Below are 19,118 nucleotides of genomic sequence, written 5' to 3'. Positions count from 1 at the left end.
CCTGAGGCGCTGATGGCGGAGGTTCGTGACCGGTACGGTGTCGTAGCCGAGCACGCCGAGGTGATCGGCGGCGGGACTGCGAGCAAGCTGTGGCGTCTTGATTCGGTGCCGTCTGTGGTGGTCCGGCTATCGCGGTACTACGGGCTGCCGGAGCAGCAATGGTCGTGCAGGGTTGCCGCCGAGTTCGCTGGCAAGGTCCCGGAGGTGATCGCGCCACTAGTGGCGGGTGATGGTGCCGCGGTGTTCCTCTGGCAAGGCTGGCCGATCACCGTCTGGCCGTTCGTGACAGGTGCGCCGCTGGACAGACAGAAGCCTGTTGAGCGTCGGCGGGCCGCTCGTCTGTTGGCGCGGCTGCACGCTTCTGCGCGCGTCTTCCCGAGCCTGGGCGAGGGCGTACCGCCAGAGGTTGAGGACTCCGAGGCTGAGCGGCTCTTTCCCGATTGTGAGCTGGATCAGTGGCTGCGGTGGTGGGCCGGCCACAACGGCGACGAGCCGGTCGGGTGGATGCATCGGGACTTCTTTCCGGGCAACGTGCTGTGCCGAGACGGTCGCATCGTCGGCGTGGTTGATTGGGACGAGGTTGAATGGGGCCCACTGATCAACGAACTGGCATGGTCGGTCTGGGAATTCGGCAAGTCTCCCGCCGGCGATGCGTTGGACCTGGACCACGCGCAGGAGTTCCTGACCGAGTACCAGCAGGCCGGCGGCCCGGTCCGCACATCGACCGCCCTAATCCCGCTGATTCGAGCACGCCTCCGCAGCGGTATCGCGTTCTGGCGACGAGTCCATGCCGCCGACCCCGCCGAAGACCAGGCAATGACCACAGCCTTCGAGACCCTGCGCCACGTTCGACTGGATCCGACCGTGGTTCCGGGAATGTGAGGTGGTCAGCAGGGGACGATCCACCAGGCTCCGCCGAAGGACGTGGTGCCTTCGTGGTAGGCCTCCATCGTCGTGGCGATGAGGTGTTCGGCCAGACCCGCCGTGAGGTCCTCAGCCACCGCCGCACCTCGCTGCGATCCTGCCCGCATTGACATCGGGCGCGCCCGACGAAGTCGCGGCGTCACGGTTCGGTCTCTCGCCCCGCACCTACAGCCGGCGCGTCGCGGAGTTGCTCAAGATCCTAGGAGTGCACAGCCGTTTCCAGGCCGGCGCAGAGGCCCTTAGCAGAGGCTGGCTCTAACCCCGGCCGCTCGGCGGCTCAGCAGCGTGGCGTGCGGTGGAGTTGTACGGCGTACTTTGTTGTGACTGACCTGTTGGCGGATGTCACGGTGATGATCGTGCGGTCGGCGGTGGTGGTGATGGTTGTTGTTGCGCCGGGGATTGACGGGGTGCCGGTGATGCGTGGGGCGCGGCAGGGCCAGTCGAGCATGTAGGTCTTGGTGGCTGGGTCGAAGCCGTCGATGGGGCTGCCGTTGGCGGTGATTCGGGTGAGGGTCGCGATGCTGGCGGCGGTGGCGTCGGAGTAGTTGGTGACGGTGAGAGTGCCGTCCGGGTTGAGGCGGTATGTGGCGGTCATCGCCTTCGAGAGGTTGACGCGCATCCAGCTGGACTGGTCGTCGGCGGTGCGGTCGAGGCCGGTGCCGGAGTCCAGGGCGGTCTGCTGCAGGATCTGCGTTCGCTGCTCGTCGGTCAGTTCGGGGAACGTCGTGGTCAGGAGTTCGGCCGCCTCAGCGGGGACGATCTCGGGTTGGCCGGCGGAGGTGACGCGGGGGAAGCCGTAGTCGAGGCGGTAGGTGTAGAGCTGGGTTGCGGCAGGGTCGGTCAGGCCCGCGTAGGGGTCGCCGGCGCACAGCTTGATGGTGGTGTACCCGGCGGCCTCACACTTGGAGGAGAGGACCGTTTCGAGTTCCTTGTGGGCTAGCTCGAGTGCGGGCGCGAAGGCCGGGTCTGCCCAGCGGTGGGCGACGACGGATTGCGCGATCATTCGGCCGCCCATGACGTCGAGCGGGTAGTGGAAGCCGTTGACGATGCGGTTGTTGCCGTACTCCGAGGATCGCGCGAGGATCGTCGGCGCCATCTCCGGCAGCAGGGTCGCCAGCGTGGTGCCCTCGACATAGCCGCCGTACGTGTGGCCGCTCGGGAACGACGGGCTGGTGGTGTAGCCGTCGTACCCGCCGGCGGGAGAGTCCATGATCAGGCCGCCGTTGCTGGCCAGGCCGAGCCGCAGGAACGGCCGGTCGTAGGCCCAGATGCCCTTGGCGGCGTCGGCGCCGGGGATGTTCTGGCCGACGCGGTCGAGGACGGCCTTGGTCTGCGGGAGTTCTCCGGCGGCGAGTGCCTGCGCGTAGATCGGGCCGAGCCGGGAGCCCAGCGCGTCGGTCCCGGTCTCCCGCAGGGAGTGGTCCGCGTCGGTCTGGGCGCGGTTCATCTCTGCGGTGGTGGCGGCGTTGTTGATCGCCAGGGCGGTCTTGTCGTTGATGGACACGACCTGGTCGCGATCAACCTTGGTGTTGGCGCCCTTCACACTGGCAGGCAGGCCGGGGAAGGCGCCGAGCAGCTCGTTGAGGTACTGGTCGCTCGGCCACGCGTCCGATGGGAAGCCGTCCGCCAGGTTCACGCCGGCCGAGGTGGCGGTCGCGGGAGCAGCAGCTACGGAAGCGGCCCTGTACGGCGCTGTCCACGCCGACGCCGGTGACGTGCCAAGAGCGTTCACCGCGCTCACCGCGGCGACGTACGTCTGACCCGGCTTGAGCCCGCTGAACGTCGCCACATGCTGCGCCGGGTCGTCGACGCGCAGCAGGTGGCCGTCGGCCAGGCGTACGACGTACCCGGTCAGGGGACTGCCGCCGTCGTCGGCCGGCGCTTGCCAGCTCACCGTGAGCGCCGAATCCTGTCCGCCCGCGGACACGTTGAGCGGGACTGATGGCGCGGTCTTCGCCTTGACGCGCAGGCCGTCGATCGCGGTCTGGAGGCGCTGCAACTGCTGGGTGAGGGCCGCGTCGGTGGCGGTCTTGTCCGCCAGCACCTGGTTGGCCTGGGCGATCGCATTCTGCAGGGTCTGCCAGGACGCGTCGGTGTAGCGCTGGTTCGTGCGCGACTGCGCGTCGGCGACCAGGTTCTCGAGCTGCCGCCGGACCTTCGGCACCAGTTGGCCGGCAGCGAGCAGCAGGCTCCGCGTCTGCGCGTCGACCATGCTCTGTGTAGCGGCGTCGTCGGCCAGCAGGACCTTGGCGGCCGCGAGCTCGCGCCGGTACGCCGCCGCGTCGATCACGGGGTACCTGTCGAGACCGGGTACGTCGGTCGCGATCGCCTGCTCCAGCTTCGACTTGTCGACGGTCTCGGGAGCTTGCTCGGTGCTGAACGTGTACTTGTCGAGGTTCGCGACGTACGGCAAGGCCGCACTCGTCGTGGCGCGCATGACCACGGACAGCCGGTGGTTTCCGGTCACAGCGGTCGGAATCTTGGTTGTTGCCAGACCGGAGGTGTTCCAGTTGGCCGCGGTGGCGGGCAGCGCGACGGTGGCGATCGGGTTGCTCGGATGGGCCGGGTCGGCGGCGTCGAGGTAGAACTCCAGGCGCGGGTTGCCGCCGACGCGACCGGAGTTTCCGGCGTAGTGCACGCTGACCTGGTTCCGGCCGGTGACGCCGAAGTCGACGGTGCCGTAGTCGATCCAGGCGCCGTCATAGGTGCCACCAACGTTGGCGACCGGGCCGTCGTCCCAGTTGCTGTTCTCGACCTTGAGCGGATCGCCGCTGGTGGACTGCCAGGTCTCGGCCTGTACGTCGAGCGTGTTCTGGACCGCCCGCGTGAACGTGAAGTTGTCGAGGTTGGCGACGTACGGATGACTGGCATCGGTGGTCGACCGGTTGACGATCGTCACCCGGTGGCTGCCGGTCAGCGCCTTGGGCAGCGCGATGCTCGTCGCGCCGTCGGCGGCCCAGTTGTCGCCCGTAGCCGCCAGCGGGACCGTCACGAACGGCGTACCTGGGTTCGCGGGGTCGGCCGCGTCGAGGTAGACGTCGAGGCGCGAGTTCGTCCCGCAGCGGGCGGTGTTGTTCACGTAGTGCACCGACAGGTCGGTGACCGGCGTCGTACCGAAGTCGACCGTGCGGTAGTCCAGCCAGCTGTCGTTGTTGACTCCGCCGACGTCGACGACGTTACCTGAGCTCCAGGTGCTGGTCTCGTTCTTGAGGTTGCCGCCGCTGTTGCTGCTCCAGCTCTCGGCTTCGAGGACGTACGGCGCGTTCGGGTCCGACTGCAGCGACTGGGTGAACTGGAACCAGTCGAAGTTCGACACCCACTGCTCGCCCGGCGGCGTACTGAACGTGAAGCTGACCGTCTTCGCGTCGACGAGCTCCGCCGCGTCGGTCAGGTTGACGACGATCGTCTGGTAGTTGCCCCAGCCCCCGGTGCCGGGCAGATCCGCTTGACCGATCACCGGACCGGACTGGTTGCCGGCGTGCACCTGCAGACGGGCCGGTGTGGTGCTGGGATCGCGGGAGCTGGCGTAGCGCACCAGCAAGTACTTCGGAGTCGTGCCGGTGAAGTCGAGGTCGAGATAGCGGATCCAGGATCCGTCCGTTACGCCGCCCAGGTTGCCGGCCGACATGTAGGCCTGGTTGTTCAGCGGAGGTCCTGACCACTCGTCGCTCTGCTCGGCCTGAAGAACCCGGTAGCCGCCTTCGTTGAGCGTCAGAGTGTCAGCGGCGCTCTGCAGGTACTCCTTCGCGGCGCGTAGGTCAGCTCCTGCCGCGGCCGGATCGTCGAGCACGGCCCTGGCGCGGGCGAGGGCGGCGGTGAACGCGCGGTACGACGTCACCGAGTAGTTCCCCTGCCGCTCGAGCAACCCTTCGCCCACGAGCGCTTGCATTGCCGCGCGGTCGGCGGCGGCGACCGAGAGCGTGATCGGCGACGTGGCCGAAACGCCGTGCCCCGTGATCTGCCGGACCTTCACACCGCCGCGGAACGCCGCGTCGGTGAACTCGATCCAGACCTGCGCCTCGGTGCTGACCCGCCCGCTCAGCCCGAGTGCCACGGTCGACGCGCCGGTCACTGTCACGGATGCTTTGGTCCCGTCGGGCAGACCGATCACGCGGGCGCTTCCTTGCCTCAGCAGGTCGGTGCCGACACGGGCCGCGAGCTTCACCCTGCGGTCGAACGTCAGCTTGACCCCGCCCGCGAGTTTGCCGTCCGCCCCCGCGGCAACCGTGGTGCGGTCAGCCGTCACCTGGTAGGTCTGCGGCTTGCCGGTCGCCGGGTTGCTGAGCGAGTACGCCGGCGCGGAGTCGGATCCCCAGGTGCTCGGCCGGGCGCCCATGCTGAAGTCGAGGGACCCGCCGCCGGTGATGGTGGAGAAGTCGATCCAGGTGTTGTGGAACCCGCGGCCGTTGAGCTTGGCCGACTGTACGTAGAAGTTGTCGGGCGTCACGTTGGCGGCCGACACGGTGAAGTTGCGCCCGCTGGGGTACGCGATCGTCGCCGAGTCGAAGAACGGCGTACCGATCTGGTACTGCGACGACCCCGCGGTGACCGGGAACATGCCCAGCGCGGCGGCGACGAACATCGTCGACATGGTTCCCGCGTCGTTGTCCATCGTGGGCAGGAAGCCCTCCGGCGCCAGTTGATAGACCTTGGTCTTGACCGGAGGGGTGAACTCGCCGTTGCCCGACGGCGGATTGTTGCCGTCGGTCTGCCCGGTGGCGATGTAGCGGTTCCAGGTCTGCTTGGTGTAGATCGCGCGGACCCATTTCTGCGTCAGTGCGGGCTCGTTGACGTAGTTGAACAGGTACGGCGCCTGCAGGTCGATCTCGTTCGCGTTCGAGTGCAGCATCGCCCGCCCGTTGTCCGGCTCGTCCTCACCGAACAGCTCACGGAGCGCGAGCTCGGTCGCGTGCTGACCGCCGGTCGCCTTGATCAGGCCGGCCATGTCGTACGCCGGGTACCAGTTGTACTGCCACAACGTGCCCTGGTAGAGGTTCGCGGCCTGGAACTGCTCGTAGTCGACGTTCGTCCAGTTGCCACTGCTGTCGCGCGGAGTCAGCAGACCGACCTTGGTGCCGTCGGCGGCCGTCCATGCGCCCGGTTTGTACTGGTTTGCCAGTGGAAGCAGTGCCTGCTTGCGCAGCGTTGCGGCGTCGTTGGTGCGTCCAACGGCGTCGGCGATGATCGCGAGCGCCCACTGGTCGTACCCGCGCTGTGCCATGTCGCCCGGGCGATCCGCGATGAAGCCTTGCCGCAGCTGCTGACCCGTGTAGTAGCCGGTGAGATCCCGCAGCACCGGGTACGCCTGCGCCAGCCGGGAGAAGCCGGTGTACCCCTTCGACAGTGCGTCCGCGACGATGACGGCGGAGCGCTCGTACCGGACGTTGGGCACGCCCTGGGTCGGGGCGAAGACGTCGGAGCTGCCTGTGGTCGCTTGGTCGGCCATCCGCGTGATGAGCGACTGGATGATGTCCTTGTAGATATCGGGAGCGACGTACGCGATCACGGAGTACTTGCGGAAGTCGTCCCACGACGACCAGCCGTCGTAGTACGTGTAGTTGTCGACCTTGTGCACCGAGCCGTCGACGCCCCGGTAGGTCCCCGACGTACTGGTGGCGTTGATCGGGAGCGCGAACATGCGATACAGGTGCGTGTAGAAGAGCTTGCGGAGGTCCCCGGTCGGGTCGCTGCGGTCGGACGCGGTGATGTTGACCCGCTGCAGCATCCGGTTCCAGGCCTGCCCGGTGTCCTGGCGTACTTGGTCGAAGGTCTTGCTGCCGAGCTCCGCTGCCTGATCGACCTTGGCCTGCTCGGTGCTGATCGGTGACAGTGTGACGCGCAGCCCGACGGTTTGGTCCGCTTGGTCGAACGTCAGTACGGCGCCCGTGTCGCGACCGCGACGGGTGGCTGTGTCGGCGAGCGTCGTACCGTCGGCCCAGGTCTGCTTCTTGACGACCTTCTGCTCGGTCTCCGCGTAGTAGTACAGCTTGTACGTCGCACCGTTGAAGAAGCCCGTGAACGACCCGGCGAGCACGAGCCGTCCGTCGCCGAGTGGTGTCGTGGTCAGGTCGGAGGCGTTGCGCTGGGTGAAGTTGTTCGCGAGGTCGATCACCAGCGACGGGGTCTGGCCGGCCGGGAACGTGTACCGGTGCAGGGCCGTCCGCGTGGTGGCGGTCATTTCGGCAGCGATCTTCCCGTCCGGGTGGGTGATCGCGCCGTCCTTGCCGGCGATGGCGCCGAGGCCGACCTGGTAGTAGCCCGGCGAGGCGTGCTCGTCGTCGTGGGTGAACGGGTGCGCGTACGACGCGACGCTCGGGCGCGCGTCGTACGCCACGGAGGTCGGCACGACCAAGAAGTCGCCGCCGGCACCCGACCCGCCGACGCCGTCGAGGTTGGTCTGGGTGAAACCGTTGATGTTCGTCTGCGCGTAGTCGTAACCGGAATGGCTCCGGCCCGGCGAGGTCATCGGGTTCACCTTTACCAGGCTGTTCGGAGCCTGGGCCCCGGGCAGGTCGTTGCCGTGGTCGCCGGAGGTCGAGACGAACGGGTCGACCAGGGAGGTGAGGTCCGGGGTGGTGCCCGATGGCTGCGCCGCGGCGTGCGGTTGTTCGACCGCGACGATGCTCGCCAGTATGAGCAGGAAGGCGAGCAAGAGAGCCGTCGCGGTTCGGATGCGTGCGACGGGCTGGCGGGAGGCGGCGCAGACGGGAGACATGTCACTCCGAGCAGAGAGCGGAACAGCCAAACGGCAGAACACTAGGTACGGCGGTTCCCTCCGCGCCACCCCATCGTCACCTGTTAATGCAGAGTTCCTCCAATACCCAGGGCGCTAGGCACTGAGGTCGGCTGAGGCGCGCCCTGAACTGGAGCTGGATCGGACCGCGGCGGCCAGTGCGACAGCGGTCAGCGCGACGAGCGCTGACGCCGCGAAGGCGGTCGTGTAGCCGGATTCGGTCGGGGCAGTGGTACCGGGCTTCGCGCTGCCGGCGACGATGGACACGGCGATCGCGCTGCCGATCGCACCACCGACGGTGCGCAGGATGGTGTTGATCCCAGTCGCTGTGCCGGTGTCCTGGACGGCGGCGGCGTCGACAACGAGTGATCCGAGACTTCCGAACGCGAATCCGTAGGCCAGACCGAGTACAGCTCCGCTGAGGGCGACTGTCATCGGCTGATCGTGGAGGAACGCGAGTCCTGCAAGGCCGACGGCCGCCAGCATCGCACCGACCTGGAACACCGCACGCGCGCCGATCCCACGGGCCAGCCGGGGCGTCAGCGGGGCTGCGATCACCATGAAGAGCCCGATCGGTGCGATCAGTAGGCCGCTGCGGGACGGGCTGTACCCGAAGCCGTAGCCGAGGTGCGCAGGCGTCTGCGCGAACAACGGCAGCAGGGTGACCGCGGCGAACATGCCGACGCCGATCACAACGGTCACCGCGTTGATCGCCAGGAGCTGCCGGCCGACGAGGAGGCGCAGGTCGACAAGCGGTGCGGCGGCTCGTTGTTCCACGAGAACGAAGAGTGCACCGAGGACGACCGCCGCGCAGGCGAGACCCAGGACGGGGAGCGATGACCAACCCCAGGTGCGTCCCTGACTGACCGCGAGAAGGAGCGCGACCAACGTCGCGGCGAGCAGAACGCCGCCGAGAAGGTCTGGGCGAGCTGTTCGGGATGCGGTTGGACGGGGCGCAGGCAGGAGCAGGGTGCCGATCAATGCGACGACGGCCAGCCCGGCAACCAGCCAGAACACGGCCGCCAGGTTGCTCGCGTCGACCAAGGGGCCGGCTGCGACCATTCCCGCCGCTCCGCCGACACCGAACATGGCGCTGAGTCCCGCGACGACGCCCGGGAGTCGGCGACTCGGTACCAGCTGCCGGGCCAGGCCGAACGTACAAGGGAAGACTCCGCCGGCGAGTCCTTGCAGAACGCGGCCGGAGAGCGCGCCGGCGTACCAGCCGTGGTCCGTGCTGATGGCGGCAACCACGCTACCGGCCAACAGCAGCAGGAGCCCGACGAGGATCAGCCGATGGTGGCCGTACTGATCGCCGAGGCGGCCGGCGATCGGGGTGGTGACGGCGGACGCGAGCATGAAGGCGGTGAGCAACCAGGTCGCCCCGACGGCGTCGACCTGCAGGTCGTGTGCGAACAGGGACAACACACCGACGACGACTGTCTGCGCGAGCGCGACGGCGAGCGCGGCGACCAGAACAACTGGCGGGACCACGGCCGCGGTTCGGCTCGTCGCTTCGCCGTTCGGGCCACGGAGTCCGAGCTTGCGAGCGAGGAGCAGAGCCGTGGCTGCGAGCGCTGCGGCGATCCACATCACGCATCACCGACAGACTTCAGCGCGTCGTCCATGGGTGTTCGGGCGGTCTGCTGCACGGGGGTCTCCTCCCAGTCGATGACTCAACTTAGGGGAGCCTAACCTATTTATGACCAGTGGTCACTAATGGGTGTCCACCCGGCGGTGCTGGGTACCTGCCAGGTGTAAGGAAGAGAGGGTGAGAAAGTCGTGAGGTTCATGACGTGGAACGTCTGGGGACGGTTCGGTGGCGAGTGGGTGCGGCGGCAGCGTGCGATCGCCGATACGGTCCGGGCGCAACGGCCGGAGTTCGTCGCACTGCAGGAGACCTGGCGTACGGACGGGCAGTCGCAGACCGATCTGCTCGGGTTCGAACTGGGGATGACGCCGGTGTTCGCGCCGTCCCGGATGCCGCGGGATCCGAACCCCGAGGTACACCTGGGACTGGGGATCCTGAGCCGCTTTCCGCTGCGGCAGGTCGAGCAGCACAGTCTGTCGGCCGGTACTGTCGCGCTCCGGGCGGAGATCCGCCTGGGCACGCACAGTCTGCACTTCATCACGAGCTGCCTGGACTGGGAAGAGAACCACGAACGTGAGCGCTTCACGCAGGCCGAATCACTGGCCGCACTCGTGTCCGAGCTCAGGGCCGGCGGCGACGAGGTGGTCGTAGCGGGCGATCTGAACACGCCACCCGACCGGCCCGAGCTGAAGCCACTGCTCGAAGTACTAGACGACTGCTGGCAGCCGAACGGGTACGACGGCGCGACGTACAGCTCGCGCAACCCGTACCTGGGTCACGGCGAGTGGCTCGAGGACCACCGCATCGACTACATCCTGGCCAACGACAGGCTGCCCTCACGCGGATCCCGCCTGGTCGGACTCGACGAAGACCACGGCCGCCCTCCGTCGGACCACTACGCGGTCGTCACCGACGTACTGGTCGGCTGAGCGTTCGGTTGATGTGTAGCTATTCGCGGGGGAGTTGCTCGTCCGGGTCCTCGTCCGGTTCGGGCTCGGGCTCGGGGTTCGGCGTCAGGTCGGGGTCGTCGCCGCCTGGGCGATCCGGGTCGGGGAGCGGGGGTACCGGGCCTGGAGGTGTGGGAATGGTAGTCATGTCTGCCTCCTTGCGAGCCAACGTGATCACAGACCGGTGCCCGCGGCACCCATCGTTCATTCGCGCACGCGCTGCTCGGTGCCTGTTTGCGGAGCGGGTACCGGGCTCGTACGACTATCGGATCCGGGGATGTGAGTATGTCGAGGCGGCTGTGGACAGGGTGCGGGGTGATGCTCGTGCTGCTGCTCGGCGGTTGCGGGAATCCGGACCAGCAGCTGCGTGATGCCGCTGCGCAGGCCGCTCGCGAGGCGGCGTCGGACGTCGGTACGGCGGCATTGGCCGTCGAGCAGTTGCGGGCGTCCCGGGTGTGGCCGCAGGCGGCCGGGCAGCTAGTCGCCGACGCCGAGAAGGGCGTCGAACGGGCGGTCGGATCGTTCGCGGCGCAGCAGCCGTCAACGGATGCGTCGCGGCGCGTCTACGCGGACGTCACCAGGGCGCTCGGCGACGCCCAGCAAGCTGTCACGGCGACCCGCATTGCCCTCGGCAACGATGACCTCGCGGCCGCGGCGCGCGAACTCGGCGTACTGCGGCGGACAGGCGTGGAGCTGAGCCGGATCGCGGCGTCGTCCGGATGAAGAAGCTCCTCGGCGTCACGCTCGGAATCCTGACCGCGATCGGCGGGTTCGTCGATATCGGCGACCTGGTGACCAACGCCCTGGTCGGCGCCCGGTTCGGGATGCGGATGGCCTGGGTCGTGGTGGTCGGCGTGGTCGGCATCTGCCTGTACGCCGAGATGTCCGGGCGGATCGTGGCGCTGTCGGGCCGGCCGGTGTTCGACCTGATTCGCGAACGACTCGGTCCGCGGACCGGGATGGTCACGCTGATCGCGTCGTTCCTGGTCACGTTGCTGACGCTGATCGCGGAGATCGGCGGTGTCGCGCTGGCGTTCGAGCTGGCCAGCGGCGTGAACTACCTGCTCTGGATGCCGCTGGCGGCACTCGCGGTCTGGCTGGTGATCTGGCGGGTGAAGTTCTCCCGGCTGGAGCAGGTGTTCGGTCTGCTGGGGTTGCTGCTGATCGCGTTCGCGGTCGCACTGTTCAAGCTCGGGCCGGACTGGGGGCAGCTGCTGCACCAGGCGAGGTCTCCGCGTCCGTCGGGCCACGAGACGTGGGCGACGTACGCGTACTACGGGATCGCATTGTTCGGCGCCGCGATGACGCCGTACGAGGTCTTCTTCTTCTCGTCCGGAGGGGTCGAGGAGAAGTGGACCCGTCGGGATCTGCGCACGGCACGGACCAATGTCTTCGTGGGGTTCCCGTTGGGTGGGCTGTTGTCGCTGGCCATCGCCGGATGTGCGGCCGTGGTCTACCTGCCGGCCGGCATCGAGGTGTCGACCCTGGGCCAAGTGACCCTGCCCGCGGCCGTTGCCTTGGGCAAGCTCGGGCTGGCGGTCGTGCTCATCGGGGTGTTCGCGGCGACCTTCGGCGCGGCACTGGAGACGGCGTTGTCCTGCGGTTACACGATCGCGCAGTACCGCGGCTGGCAGTGGGGGAAGTTCGTCCGGCCGCGGGACGCGTCGCGCTTCCACGTGGTGATGATCGTCTGCATGATCCTGGCGGTCCTGACCCTGCTGACCGGTGTCGATCCGGTGCTGGTGACGGAGTACTCCGTGGTGTTCGCGGCGATGGCGCTGCCGTTGACCTATCTGCCGATCCTGATCATCGCCAATGATCCGGACTATGTCGGCCGGCAGACGAACGGGCGGATCCGGAACTTCCTCGGTCTGCTGTACCTGACCCTCCTGGTGATCGCCTCGGTCGCCGCCATTCCCTTGATGATCGCGACGAAAGCAGGGCAATGACCATGTCCGGACGGGTTCTGCACGCACAGCTCCACCTCCTCGACCGGCAGCTGATCGACCACGCCACCGGCCGGCTGCTGGGCAAGGTCGACGACGTCGAACTCGACCTGGACGCGGATCCGCCGGTGGTCGCCGCGCTGATCTCGGGCCGCGAACGGATCCCTGCCGGGCAGGTCGCGGATATCGACACCGCGGTCCGGATCGTCAACCGCGACCTCGACCTCGAACACCACGACGACTGGACCGAGCAGCACATCATCGACAAGATCCCAGGAGCCGGCGATGCGACTGAATGACCTGCTCGGCCGTCGCGTGGTCGACCGCGACGGCGACGACATCGGCGGCGTCGCCGACGTACGGCTGGTACAGGACGGCCCCTTGCTGCCGTCGATGCAGAGCGCCCTGCGGATCGACGGCCTGATCGTGGTCGAACACCACGCCACCAGACTCTTCGGCTACGAGCGCCACGTCGGACCGGCCCTCCTCCGCTGGCTGGTCCACCGCCGCCTCGGCGACGTCAGGTACCTACCATGGCAAGAAATCGAGCAAATCACAGACCAAGCGGTCACCACCCGCTCTCCCCGAACCAACCTGAAACCACTACACCAAATGCCCCGCTACTGAAACACCTCGCTCCGTCGCCCGGGCAGTCAGGTGGACGATGAGTAGGACGCCTTGTCAGCGGGCACCGGCCGTTTCATGACCGAGAACCCAGGTGAGTACCAGGAGCCCGGCGAACGTGCCGACGACTATCGTCCGACGATCGACGAGTTGACCCGAGCGCGATGGTGGTGACTCCGTGGACGACAACGTGCGCACGTCTGCCGACCCGTCCGAGAGCGAGATCGTCGACTCGGCCGGGGAGACGCTCCGGGTCGACGAGGAATCCGACGGCGACAAGGTCCTGCCATCGGCGGAACAGAACGAGTCCGGCGAGCCTCGCTGACCAGCAGCCGCACGCGTAGCGCCCCACGACGTACGACGTTGCGCCGCGGCTAACGGGCGGACGGTTCGTACTCACGTCGGTAGCGGTAGGAGTTGTGTTCCGCGATCGTTCCGTCGGGGTCGGTGATGATGTGGTCGACGCCGTACCAGCAGGCCACGATCGCACCTTGGCTGGTTTGGCGTTGTCTTCCGCCGCCGGCCGCGAAGGGTATCTCGCTGTTGCGCCAGCGGGTCTTCCAGATTCCGTTTTCGCAATAGGTCTCGATGTCGTCAACGGCCATGGTGAACGCCTCCGCAGGCTGAACCTTGATGGGTCTGGGCTGGGCCGGGATGATGCGGCGGCCCGCCTGGTCGAGGGGGTGACTCGGCGGGCGGCCGCATCGTCGGTCAGGAGTTCTCTCGAGTGTCTTTGTGTTCACCTCCTTCACACGCAGGGATCGAGATCTGTCAGCAGCTTCGGCGCCGCGGAGGGCCGCGGGCACGGCCATCAGGCCGCCGCGGCAGCAGCCGCCCGGGGCCTGCCGCGCCCCGGCGCGCCCGTCGCGACGGTGGCCGTGCCGTCTGCCCACCGCCGGGTGGACAGGGCTTGTCGAGCGGCGGCTCGCTCGGCGACTCCCAGCAGGCAGCGATCAAGGCGTCGAACTCTGCGTGTACCAGCTCGTCGTCGGCGAGCATCAGGTCGAGGAACGCCTCGTCGAGTTGCTGTGTGTCCACCGTCATCGATCTCACTCCGTCGACAACAACAAGCCCTGTCACCGGCGCCCGGTCAGGCGTTGATCTCCTTGCGATCGCCGTCGGTGCTCGCGATCGAGATCTTGCGGGGCTTGGCCTGTTCGGCGATCGGGATCCTCAGCGTCAGTACGCCGCCCTCGTAGCGAGCCACGATCCGGTCGGCGTCCAGCGTGTCACCCAGGAACAGTTGCCGGGAGAACACCCCGAGTGGGCGCTCGGCAACCTGCATCTCCACGTCCTCACCGAGCTCGAGCGGCCTGCGCTCGGCCTTCACGGTGAGTACGTTGCGTTCGACGTCCAGCTCGATCGCGTCCGGTGAGACACCGGGAAGATCGAACGAAACGACGTACTGATCGCCTTGCCGGTAGGCGTCCATCGGCATCGCGGTCGGCCGGGACCAGGTGCCCGGCGCCTGGCTCCCGAGCACCTGCTGGGCCAGCCGGTCGAACTCCCGGAACGGGTCTGTGCGCATCAACATCGTCTGCACCTCCTGTGGCCTCAAGTCAACTGTGGTGTCAATACGCACTTCTGATATAACATGTCATCGAAGCGATGACAAGTAGGAATGTCGTCCAATCGCTGACATCGAGATGAGGTGATGGAGTGGCTGCCGACAACCGAACCGACGATGCGCGGTCTCCGGTCGCGGCCGCGCTCGCCGCCGTGGAACAGGTTGTTCGGCAGCTCGACGAAGTCCCGGAGCCCGGCGTCGGCTCGGCGGACGTTCTCGCCGCGCTGGCCGAACTGCGGTCCCTGCAAGATCGGCTCGCGACCTGGGAGCCGCTACTCATCAGTGCGGCGCGCGAACAAGGCATCAGCTGGGCCGACCTTGCGCCGGCGCTCGGCGTTGCCAGCCGCCAGGCCGCCGAGCGACGCTACCTGCGACTCAACCCCCACAGCACCGACCATGCCGACATGACGGGCGAACAGCGAGTGCAGGCAGCTCGCGACCGCCGCGCCGGTGAACGCGCTGTCACACACTGGGCCCGGGACAACGCGGCCCAGTTGCGTCGGCTCGCCGCGCAGATCACAGCGCTCGACGACCTCGACGCCGCCACCCAGGAAAGTGTCGATCGCCTGATGCACGCGCTCGGCGACAACGACACCGCGACGTTGCTCGCGCCGTTGGCCGAGGCCGGAGCCCAGCTCGAGAACAGCAACCCCGCCTTGGCCGGGCAGGTCGCCGACATCAACCTGACCACCGACCAGCTACGCGACGAACACAGGACCCGAGCGCAGTAACCCCAACGGCCGCAGTCCACCGGCTTCCCGGCCGTCGTCGCCGGTGTGCCGGCCTCAGAGTTGTCCCGCAGAACTGTGATTTCTCCGTGCGGGGAGGCGAGGACGCGGGTACCGGTGGAGTCGTGAACGATGACAAGCTCCTGGCCGTGGCTCAGAGTCTGATGACGACGCTGACTCCGGGCGACCTCGACCACACGCTCAGTCGCATCACGGCTGCGGCGGTCGAAGCGCTGCCGGAGACCGATTACGCGAGCATCACGATCCTGCATGCCGACGGGCGGCTCGAGACGGTCGCGCCGACGAACGACGTGTTGTGGGGCGTCGATGCGGCGCAGTACGAGTTGCGCGAAGGGCCGTGCTACCAGGCAGCCGCGGATGCGGTGCACGTCGTGTCGCCCGATCTTGCCCGGGACGAACGCTTTCCGCGGTACGCCGTGAGCGCGGTCGCCGCAGGTCTCCGCGCGCAGGCCGGGATCCGGCTCTTCGACGCTCCGAAGTCCCGAGGGGCTCTCAACCTGTACGCCGAGACCGTCGGCGCCTTCAGCGATCTGGGGGCGCTCGGAGAACTGTTCCGGCACCAGGCCGCGATGGCGATCGACTACGCCCGCGAGATCCATGATCTGCGCGAAGCGGTCCAGACCCGGACCATGATCGGTACGGCGGTCGGCATCGTGATGGAGCGCTACCACCTGACCGACGACCGCGCTTTCGCCTTCCTCACCCGCCTGTCCCAGGACGGCAACATCAAACTCCGAGAGATCGCCCGACGCCTGATCGCCGCCACCCAGGGATGACGCGTGCAGGTGTGAAGTTCGGCTGTGCGGGAACTGCGGGGGCAGGTCAGTCGCCGGGCTCGAGATCGGGGGGCTGACCAGGCCGCGCGCGTTCTGGAACCAGCGCGCGCGACCGCCTGCACCTGAACGACGCGAGCCACGGTTTTCCAGGCGTGACTCGTGGGATAGTTGCCCGCGATGACGATCTTTACGTTTCATCTTGCGGAGGTTCCGCCGGCCGTGACAGCCGGGGCTTTGTGGAAGGCGCCGGCACCCGCGGACGGGTTGTGGTATGCCGAGTGTCTGGCGTTGATGCGGCTCGGGGCGCCGACTGTTTCGCCTGCTCGTATGCAGTTGCGGCGGATGGCGATGTTTGCGCGGTGGGAGGACGAGGCGGCGGTTGAGGCCTTCCTGGCGGAGAACTCATTGGGTAGGCAGTTGGCGGCGGGATGGCATGTGCGCATGCAGTTCCTGCGTCGCTGGTCGCGGCTTGCGGCGTTGCCTGACCTCCCCGCGCGAGCGGGCGAGTGGGACGCTGCCGAACCTGTCGTGGCGGTCACGCTGGCACGGATGCGCCTTCTGGAGGTGCCGAGGTTTCTCAAGTGGGGCAAGCCCGTGGAGCGGCTGGTTCGCGACCATCCGGGGACAACGCTGGCGCTGGCCGCGATGCGCCCGCCCCGGACGATCTCCACGTTCTCGGTCTGGCGGTCCGTGCGGGAGATGGAGGAGATGGTGCACGGCCACAGCACGGTGCCGGAACCCGATCGTCATGCCGCCGCGATGGTCGAACGCCGACGCAGGGACTTCCACCACGAGTTCGCCACCCTGCGGTTCCGGCCGCTGTCGGAGCACGGCTCGTGGCAGGGGAGGAGCGGGATCGTTCCCCGGTAGAGGGCCGCGGTGAAATCCGGTGGTCCGGTCTCGCCGGTCGCCTTACGCTTGGCTGGAACTGCTTTGACGAGTGAGGGGAGCCCGGCCGTGCGTTACCGCATCGCTGCGCGCGTTCCCCGGTCACGGTACGACGTGATCCTGGTGTCTTCGTGTGTCAGGTGCCGACTGCGCGGTCGGCTCCTGTCCCTGACGAACTGACCGAGCCTGTCCTGCAGGCGGCTGCATTCTGAGCAGCCGCCGGATCGTGGTACGCCGCTTCGTCCGGGAATCGCGCTGTCCTGATCCGGATCCTCCGAAAGGCCATCGGCCATGCGTACGAACCTCGACCACCGTCAACAGAACCTGTCCGGCCTGCGCAACGTCGGCATTCTCGCCCATGTCGATGCGGGCAAGACCACCGTCACCGAACGGATCCTGTATCTCACCGGCACCACTCACAAGCGCGGTGAGGTCCACGACGGCACGACCGTCACCGACTTCGACTCCCAAGAACGCGATCGCGGGATCACGATCTTCGCCGCGGCGGTGAGCTGCGACTGGGACGGGCACTCGATCAACCTGATCGACACCCCGGGCCACGTCGACTTCTCCGACGAGGTGGAGCGCTCGCTGCGGGTGCTCGACGGCGCTGTCGCGCTGTTCGACGCCGTCGCGGGTGTCGAACCGCAGAGCGAGTCGGTCTGGCGGCAGGCCGACCGGCACGGGGTGCCGCGGATCGCGTTCGTCAATAAGATGGACCGTCCGGGCGCTGACCTCGACGCAGCGGTGGCCTCGATCCGCGAGCGGTTGCACGTGACCCCGCTGGTGGTCCAGATGCCGATCGGGACGGAGGCCGAGTTCAGCGGAGTGATCGACCTGATCACGATGCGGGCGTATGTCTGGAGGGACGACACCTTTGCGGAGCGCGTGGTACCCGAAGCCCTTCGGGAACAGGCGATCCGACGACGCCGGCTGCTCGAGGAGGCCGTCGCCGAGCTGCACCCGGTTGCGCTGGACGAGTTCTCGGCGCGGTCAACGGTCTCGGCGGAGACGCTGGCTGCGGCGCTGCGGGACCTGACGCGGTCCGGTACCGGCGTGGTGGTGCTGTGCGGGTCGGCGTACCGCAACCGCGGGATCGAGCCGCTGCTGGACGCTGTCGTCGCCTATCTGCCTTCGCCCCAGGAAGTGCCCCCGGTGCGCGGCCTGTCGGACGGCGCCGTACAGGAGCGTGTCGCCGACCCGACGGCACCGTTCGCGGCGCTGGTGTTCAAGGTGAACTCGACCGCCACTGGACGGCTCACGTATCTGCGGGTGTATTCGGGAACGATTCGGAAGGGAGAAACAGTCGTGGACGCGGGCGCGGGACGCACTGAGCGGATCAGCCGGATTCTGCGTGTGCAGGCTGACCAGCACGCGGAGGTCCAGCAGGCGTTCGCCGGCGACATCGTCGCGGTCGTCGGGCCGAAGTCGGCACGAAGCGGCGCTACCCTGTGCGCGCCGGCGGCACCGTTGGTTCTCGAACCTCCAGCCGTGGCGGACCCGGTCGTCTCCGTGGCGGTCGAGGCCCGCAGGAGCGCCGACACCGACCGGCTGGCGTCGGCGCTGGCGCGACTGGTCGACGAGGACCTCTCGCTGACGGTCCGGACCGATTCCGAGACCGGTCAGACGCTGTTGTCGGGCATGGGTGAGCTGCACCTCGAGGTTGCGGTGGAGAAGGTACGTCGCGCTCACGGGCTGGAGGTCGGTGTCGGCCGGCCGCAGGTGACCTACCGCGAGACGGTCGCGCGCGGCGTGTCCGGGCTGGTGTACCGGCACGTCAAGCAGGACGGCGGGGCAGGTCAGTTCGCCCAGATCACCCTCGATGTGGAACCGTTGGAGGTGACCGACAGCTCGGAGGTGTTCGCGTTCCGGTCGGTCGTCGTCGGTGGACGGGTGCCGCAGGAGTATGTCCGCGCAGTCGAAGCCGGCTGCCGGGATGCTCTGGCTGACGGGCCACTCGGCGGGCACCGGGTGACCGGTGTGCGGGTCACGCTGACGGATGGGGCCACCCATTCGAAGGACTCCTCGGAGCTGGCGTTCCGTACGGCCGGCCGGCTCGGGCTGCGTGAAGCGTTGCGTGCCAGTGCGATGGTGCTCCTGGAACCGGTCGCCGAGGTCACGGCGACAGTGCCTGAGGATGCCATGGGCGGCGTACTCGGGGACCTCGCGGCACGACGTGGCCGGATCACGGGTACGACGGCGCGGCCGGGCAGCATGGTGATCGTCGCCACCGTCCCGCTGGCCGAGTTGTTCGGTTATGCAACGCAGTTGCGCAGCCGGACGCAAGGCCGGGGAACGTTCACCACCCGAACCACCGGCTACGCCCCGGCACCAGCCACGAGGTCCGAGGAGTAGCCCCAAATGAGCAGCCCCGCC

At 68.0% G+C, this 19,118-nt stretch carries 17 protein-coding genes; 11 read left to right on the top strand and 6 right to left on the bottom strand.

The window, feature by feature from the left end; all coding sequences use genetic code 11:
* Window positions 1-60 precede the first annotated feature (60 nt).
* Complete coding sequence (locus E0H92_RS37775) at window positions 61-882, top strand: phosphotransferase enzyme family protein (protein ID WP_165550219.1); 822 nt, start codon at window positions 61-63, stop codon at window positions 880-882.
* A 319-nt stretch (window positions 883-1,201) separates the two neighbouring features.
* Here E0H92_RS37775 and E0H92_RS37770 read toward each other — a convergent pair whose 3' ends face one another.
* Complete coding sequence (locus tag E0H92_RS37770) at window positions 1,202-7,639, bottom strand: glycoside hydrolase domain-containing protein (protein ID WP_131499674.1); 6,438 nt, start codon at window positions 7,637-7,639, stop codon at window positions 1,202-1,204.
* A gap of 114 nt (window positions 7,640-7,753) precedes the next feature.
* Window positions 7,754-9,247 (bottom strand): MFS transporter, encoded by a 1,494-nt coding sequence (locus E0H92_RS37765; protein ID WP_131499673.1) that lies wholly within the window; start codon window positions 9,245-9,247, stop codon window positions 7,754-7,756.
* A gap of 198 nt (window positions 9,248-9,445) precedes the next feature.
* Here E0H92_RS37765 and E0H92_RS37760 point away from each other — a divergent pair, with 198 nt between their 5' ends.
* Window positions 9,446-10,174 carry an endonuclease/exonuclease/phosphatase family protein gene (locus tag E0H92_RS37760; RefSeq protein ID WP_238173789.1) on the top strand — a complete coding sequence of 243 codons (729 nt, stop codon included), beginning with the start codon at window positions 9,446-9,448 and terminating at the stop codon, window positions 10,172-10,174.
* A gap of 19 nt (window positions 10,175-10,193) precedes the next feature.
* Here the strand turns inward: E0H92_RS37760 and E0H92_RS44495 are convergent, their stop codons facing one another.
* Entirely contained in the window at window positions 10,194-10,340 is a 147-nt protein-coding gene (locus E0H92_RS44495) for a hypothetical protein (protein ID WP_165550218.1), read from the bottom strand.
* 137 nt (window positions 10,341-10,477) lie between these two features.
* Here E0H92_RS44495 and E0H92_RS37755 point away from each other — a divergent pair, with 137 nt between their 5' ends.
* The 5 genes from E0H92_RS37755 (at window position 10,478) to E0H92_RS44490 (ending at window position 13,087) form a co-directional block, all read left to right on the top strand.
* The gene (locus E0H92_RS37755; protein ID WP_131499671.1) at window positions 10,478-10,915 is read left to right on the top strand and encodes a hypothetical protein; all 438 of its coding nucleotides are present in this window, start codon (window positions 10,478-10,480) and stop codon (window positions 10,913-10,915) included.
* A complete protein-coding gene (locus E0H92_RS37750) occupies window positions 10,912-12,141 on the top strand; it encodes an NRAMP family divalent metal transporter (protein ID WP_131499670.1) in 1,230 nt (409 codons plus the stop codon). The genes E0H92_RS37755 and E0H92_RS37750 overlap by 4 nt, the downstream gene beginning before the upstream one ends.
* A 2-nt stretch (window positions 12,142-12,143) precedes the next feature.
* Complete coding sequence (locus tag E0H92_RS37745; RefSeq protein WP_131499669.1) at window positions 12,144-12,437, top strand: hypothetical protein; 294 nt, start codon at window positions 12,144-12,146, stop codon at window positions 12,435-12,437.
* Window positions 12,424-12,765 carry a PRC-barrel domain-containing protein gene (locus tag E0H92_RS37740; RefSeq protein ID WP_131499668.1) on the top strand — a complete coding sequence of 114 codons (342 nt, stop codon included), beginning with the start codon at window positions 12,424-12,426 and terminating at the stop codon, window positions 12,763-12,765. Before E0H92_RS37745 ends, E0H92_RS37740 begins: the two co-directional genes overlap by 14 nt.
* Before the next feature lie 175 nt (window positions 12,766-12,940).
* Window positions 12,941-13,087 (top strand): hypothetical protein, encoded by a 147-nt coding sequence (locus E0H92_RS44490; protein ID WP_165550217.1) that lies wholly within the window; start codon window positions 12,941-12,943, stop codon window positions 13,085-13,087.
* A gap of 49 nt (window positions 13,088-13,136) precedes the next feature.
* Here E0H92_RS44490 and E0H92_RS37735 read toward each other — a convergent pair whose 3' ends face one another.
* The 3 genes from E0H92_RS37735 to E0H92_RS37725 all read right to left on the bottom strand — a co-directional run bounded on the left by E0H92_RS37735 (window position 13,137) and on the right by E0H92_RS37725 (window position 14,296).
* Entirely contained in the window at window positions 13,137-13,367 is a 231-nt protein-coding gene (locus E0H92_RS37735) for a DUF2188 domain-containing protein (protein ID WP_131499667.1), read from the bottom strand.
* Window positions 13,368-13,533: 166 nt separating this feature from the next.
* Entirely contained in the window at window positions 13,534-13,806 is a 273-nt protein-coding gene (locus E0H92_RS37730; RefSeq protein WP_131461227.1) for a hypothetical protein, read from the bottom strand.
* A gap of 46 nt (window positions 13,807-13,852) precedes the next feature.
* A complete protein-coding gene (locus E0H92_RS37725; RefSeq protein WP_131338535.1) occupies window positions 13,853-14,296 on the bottom strand; it encodes an Hsp20/alpha crystallin family protein in 444 nt (147 codons plus the stop codon).
* A 125-nt stretch (window positions 14,297-14,421) separates the two neighbouring features.
* On the opposite strand from E0H92_RS37725, the gene E0H92_RS37720 reads away from it, so the two are divergent.
* The 4 genes from E0H92_RS37720 (at window position 14,422) to fusA (ending at window position 19,097) form a co-directional block, all read left to right on the top strand.
* Window positions 14,422-15,060, top strand: a complete 639-nt coding sequence (locus tag E0H92_RS37720) for a hypothetical protein (RefSeq protein ID WP_202874023.1) — start codon at window positions 14,422-14,424, stop codon at window positions 15,058-15,060.
* Between the two features lie 122 nt (window positions 15,061-15,182).
* Entirely contained in the window at window positions 15,183-15,854 is a 672-nt protein-coding gene (locus E0H92_RS37715) for a GAF and ANTAR domain-containing protein (RefSeq protein ID WP_131461228.1), read from the top strand.
* A 441-nt stretch (window positions 15,855-16,295) separates the two neighbouring features.
* On the top strand, window positions 16,296-16,724 hold the full coding sequence (locus E0H92_RS45360; RefSeq protein ID WP_238173770.1) for a hypothetical protein: 429 nt from the start codon (window positions 16,296-16,298) through the stop codon (window positions 16,722-16,724).
* 309 nt (window positions 16,725-17,033) lie between these two features.
* A complete protein-coding gene (fusA, locus tag E0H92_RS37705) occupies window positions 17,034-19,097 on the top strand; it encodes an elongation factor G (RefSeq protein WP_131499666.1) in 2,064 nt (687 codons plus the stop codon).
* Window positions 19,098-19,118 lie beyond the last annotated feature (21 nt).

The organism is Kribbella speibonae, from assembly GCF_004331375.1.
GTDB classification, from domain to species: domain Bacteria; phylum Actinomycetota; class Actinomycetes; order Propionibacteriales; family Kribbellaceae; genus Kribbella; species Kribbella sindirgiensis.
The sequence above is the reverse complement of the archived record's forward strand: the minus strand, read 5'-3'. Positions and strand labels throughout refer to the sequence as shown.

Coding starts and splice junctions, on each gene's coding strand:
- E0H92_RS37740 (WP_131499668.1), top strand. CDS start 12,424: ATGCGACTGAATGACCTGCTCGGCCGTCGCGTGGTCGACCGCGACGGC.
- E0H92_RS37745 (WP_131499669.1), top strand. CDS start 12,144: ATGTCCGGACGGGTTCTGCACGCACAGCTCCACCTCCTCGACCGGCAG.
- E0H92_RS37730 (WP_131461227.1), bottom strand. CDS start 13,806: ATGACGGTGGACACACAGCAACTCGACGAGGCGTTCCTCGACCTGATG.
- E0H92_RS37755 (WP_131499671.1), top strand. CDS start 10,478: ATGTCGAGGCGGCTGTGGACAGGGTGCGGGGTGATGCTCGTGCTGCTG.
- E0H92_RS45360 (WP_238173770.1), top strand. CDS start 16,296: ATGCAGTTCCTGCGTCGCTGGTCGCGGCTTGCGGCGTTGCCTGACCTC.
- E0H92_RS37770 (WP_131499674.1), bottom strand. CDS start 7,639: ATGTCTCCCGTCTGCGCCGCCTCCCGCCAGCCCGTCGCACGCATCCGA.
- E0H92_RS37750 (WP_131499670.1), top strand. CDS start 10,912: ATGAAGAAGCTCCTCGGCGTCACGCTCGGAATCCTGACCGCGATCGGC.
- E0H92_RS37735 (WP_131499667.1), bottom strand. CDS start 13,367: ATGGCCGTTGACGACATCGAGACCTATTGCGAAAACGGAATCTGGAAG.
- fusA (WP_131499666.1), top strand. CDS start 17,034: ATGCGTACGAACCTCGACCACCGTCAACAGAACCTGTCCGGCCTGCGC.
- E0H92_RS37725 (WP_131338535.1), bottom strand. CDS start 14,296: ATGTTGATGCGCACAGACCCGTTCCGGGAGTTCGACCGGCTGGCCCAG.
- E0H92_RS37765 (WP_131499673.1), bottom strand. CDS start 9,247: ATGTGGATCGCCGCAGCGCTCGCAGCCACGGCTCTGCTCCTCGCTCGC.
- E0H92_RS37760 (WP_238173789.1), top strand. CDS start 9,446: ATGACGTGGAACGTCTGGGGACGGTTCGGTGGCGAGTGGGTGCGGCGG.
- E0H92_RS44495 (WP_165550218.1), bottom strand. CDS start 10,340: ATGACTACCATTCCCACACCTCCAGGCCCGGTACCCCCGCTCCCCGAC.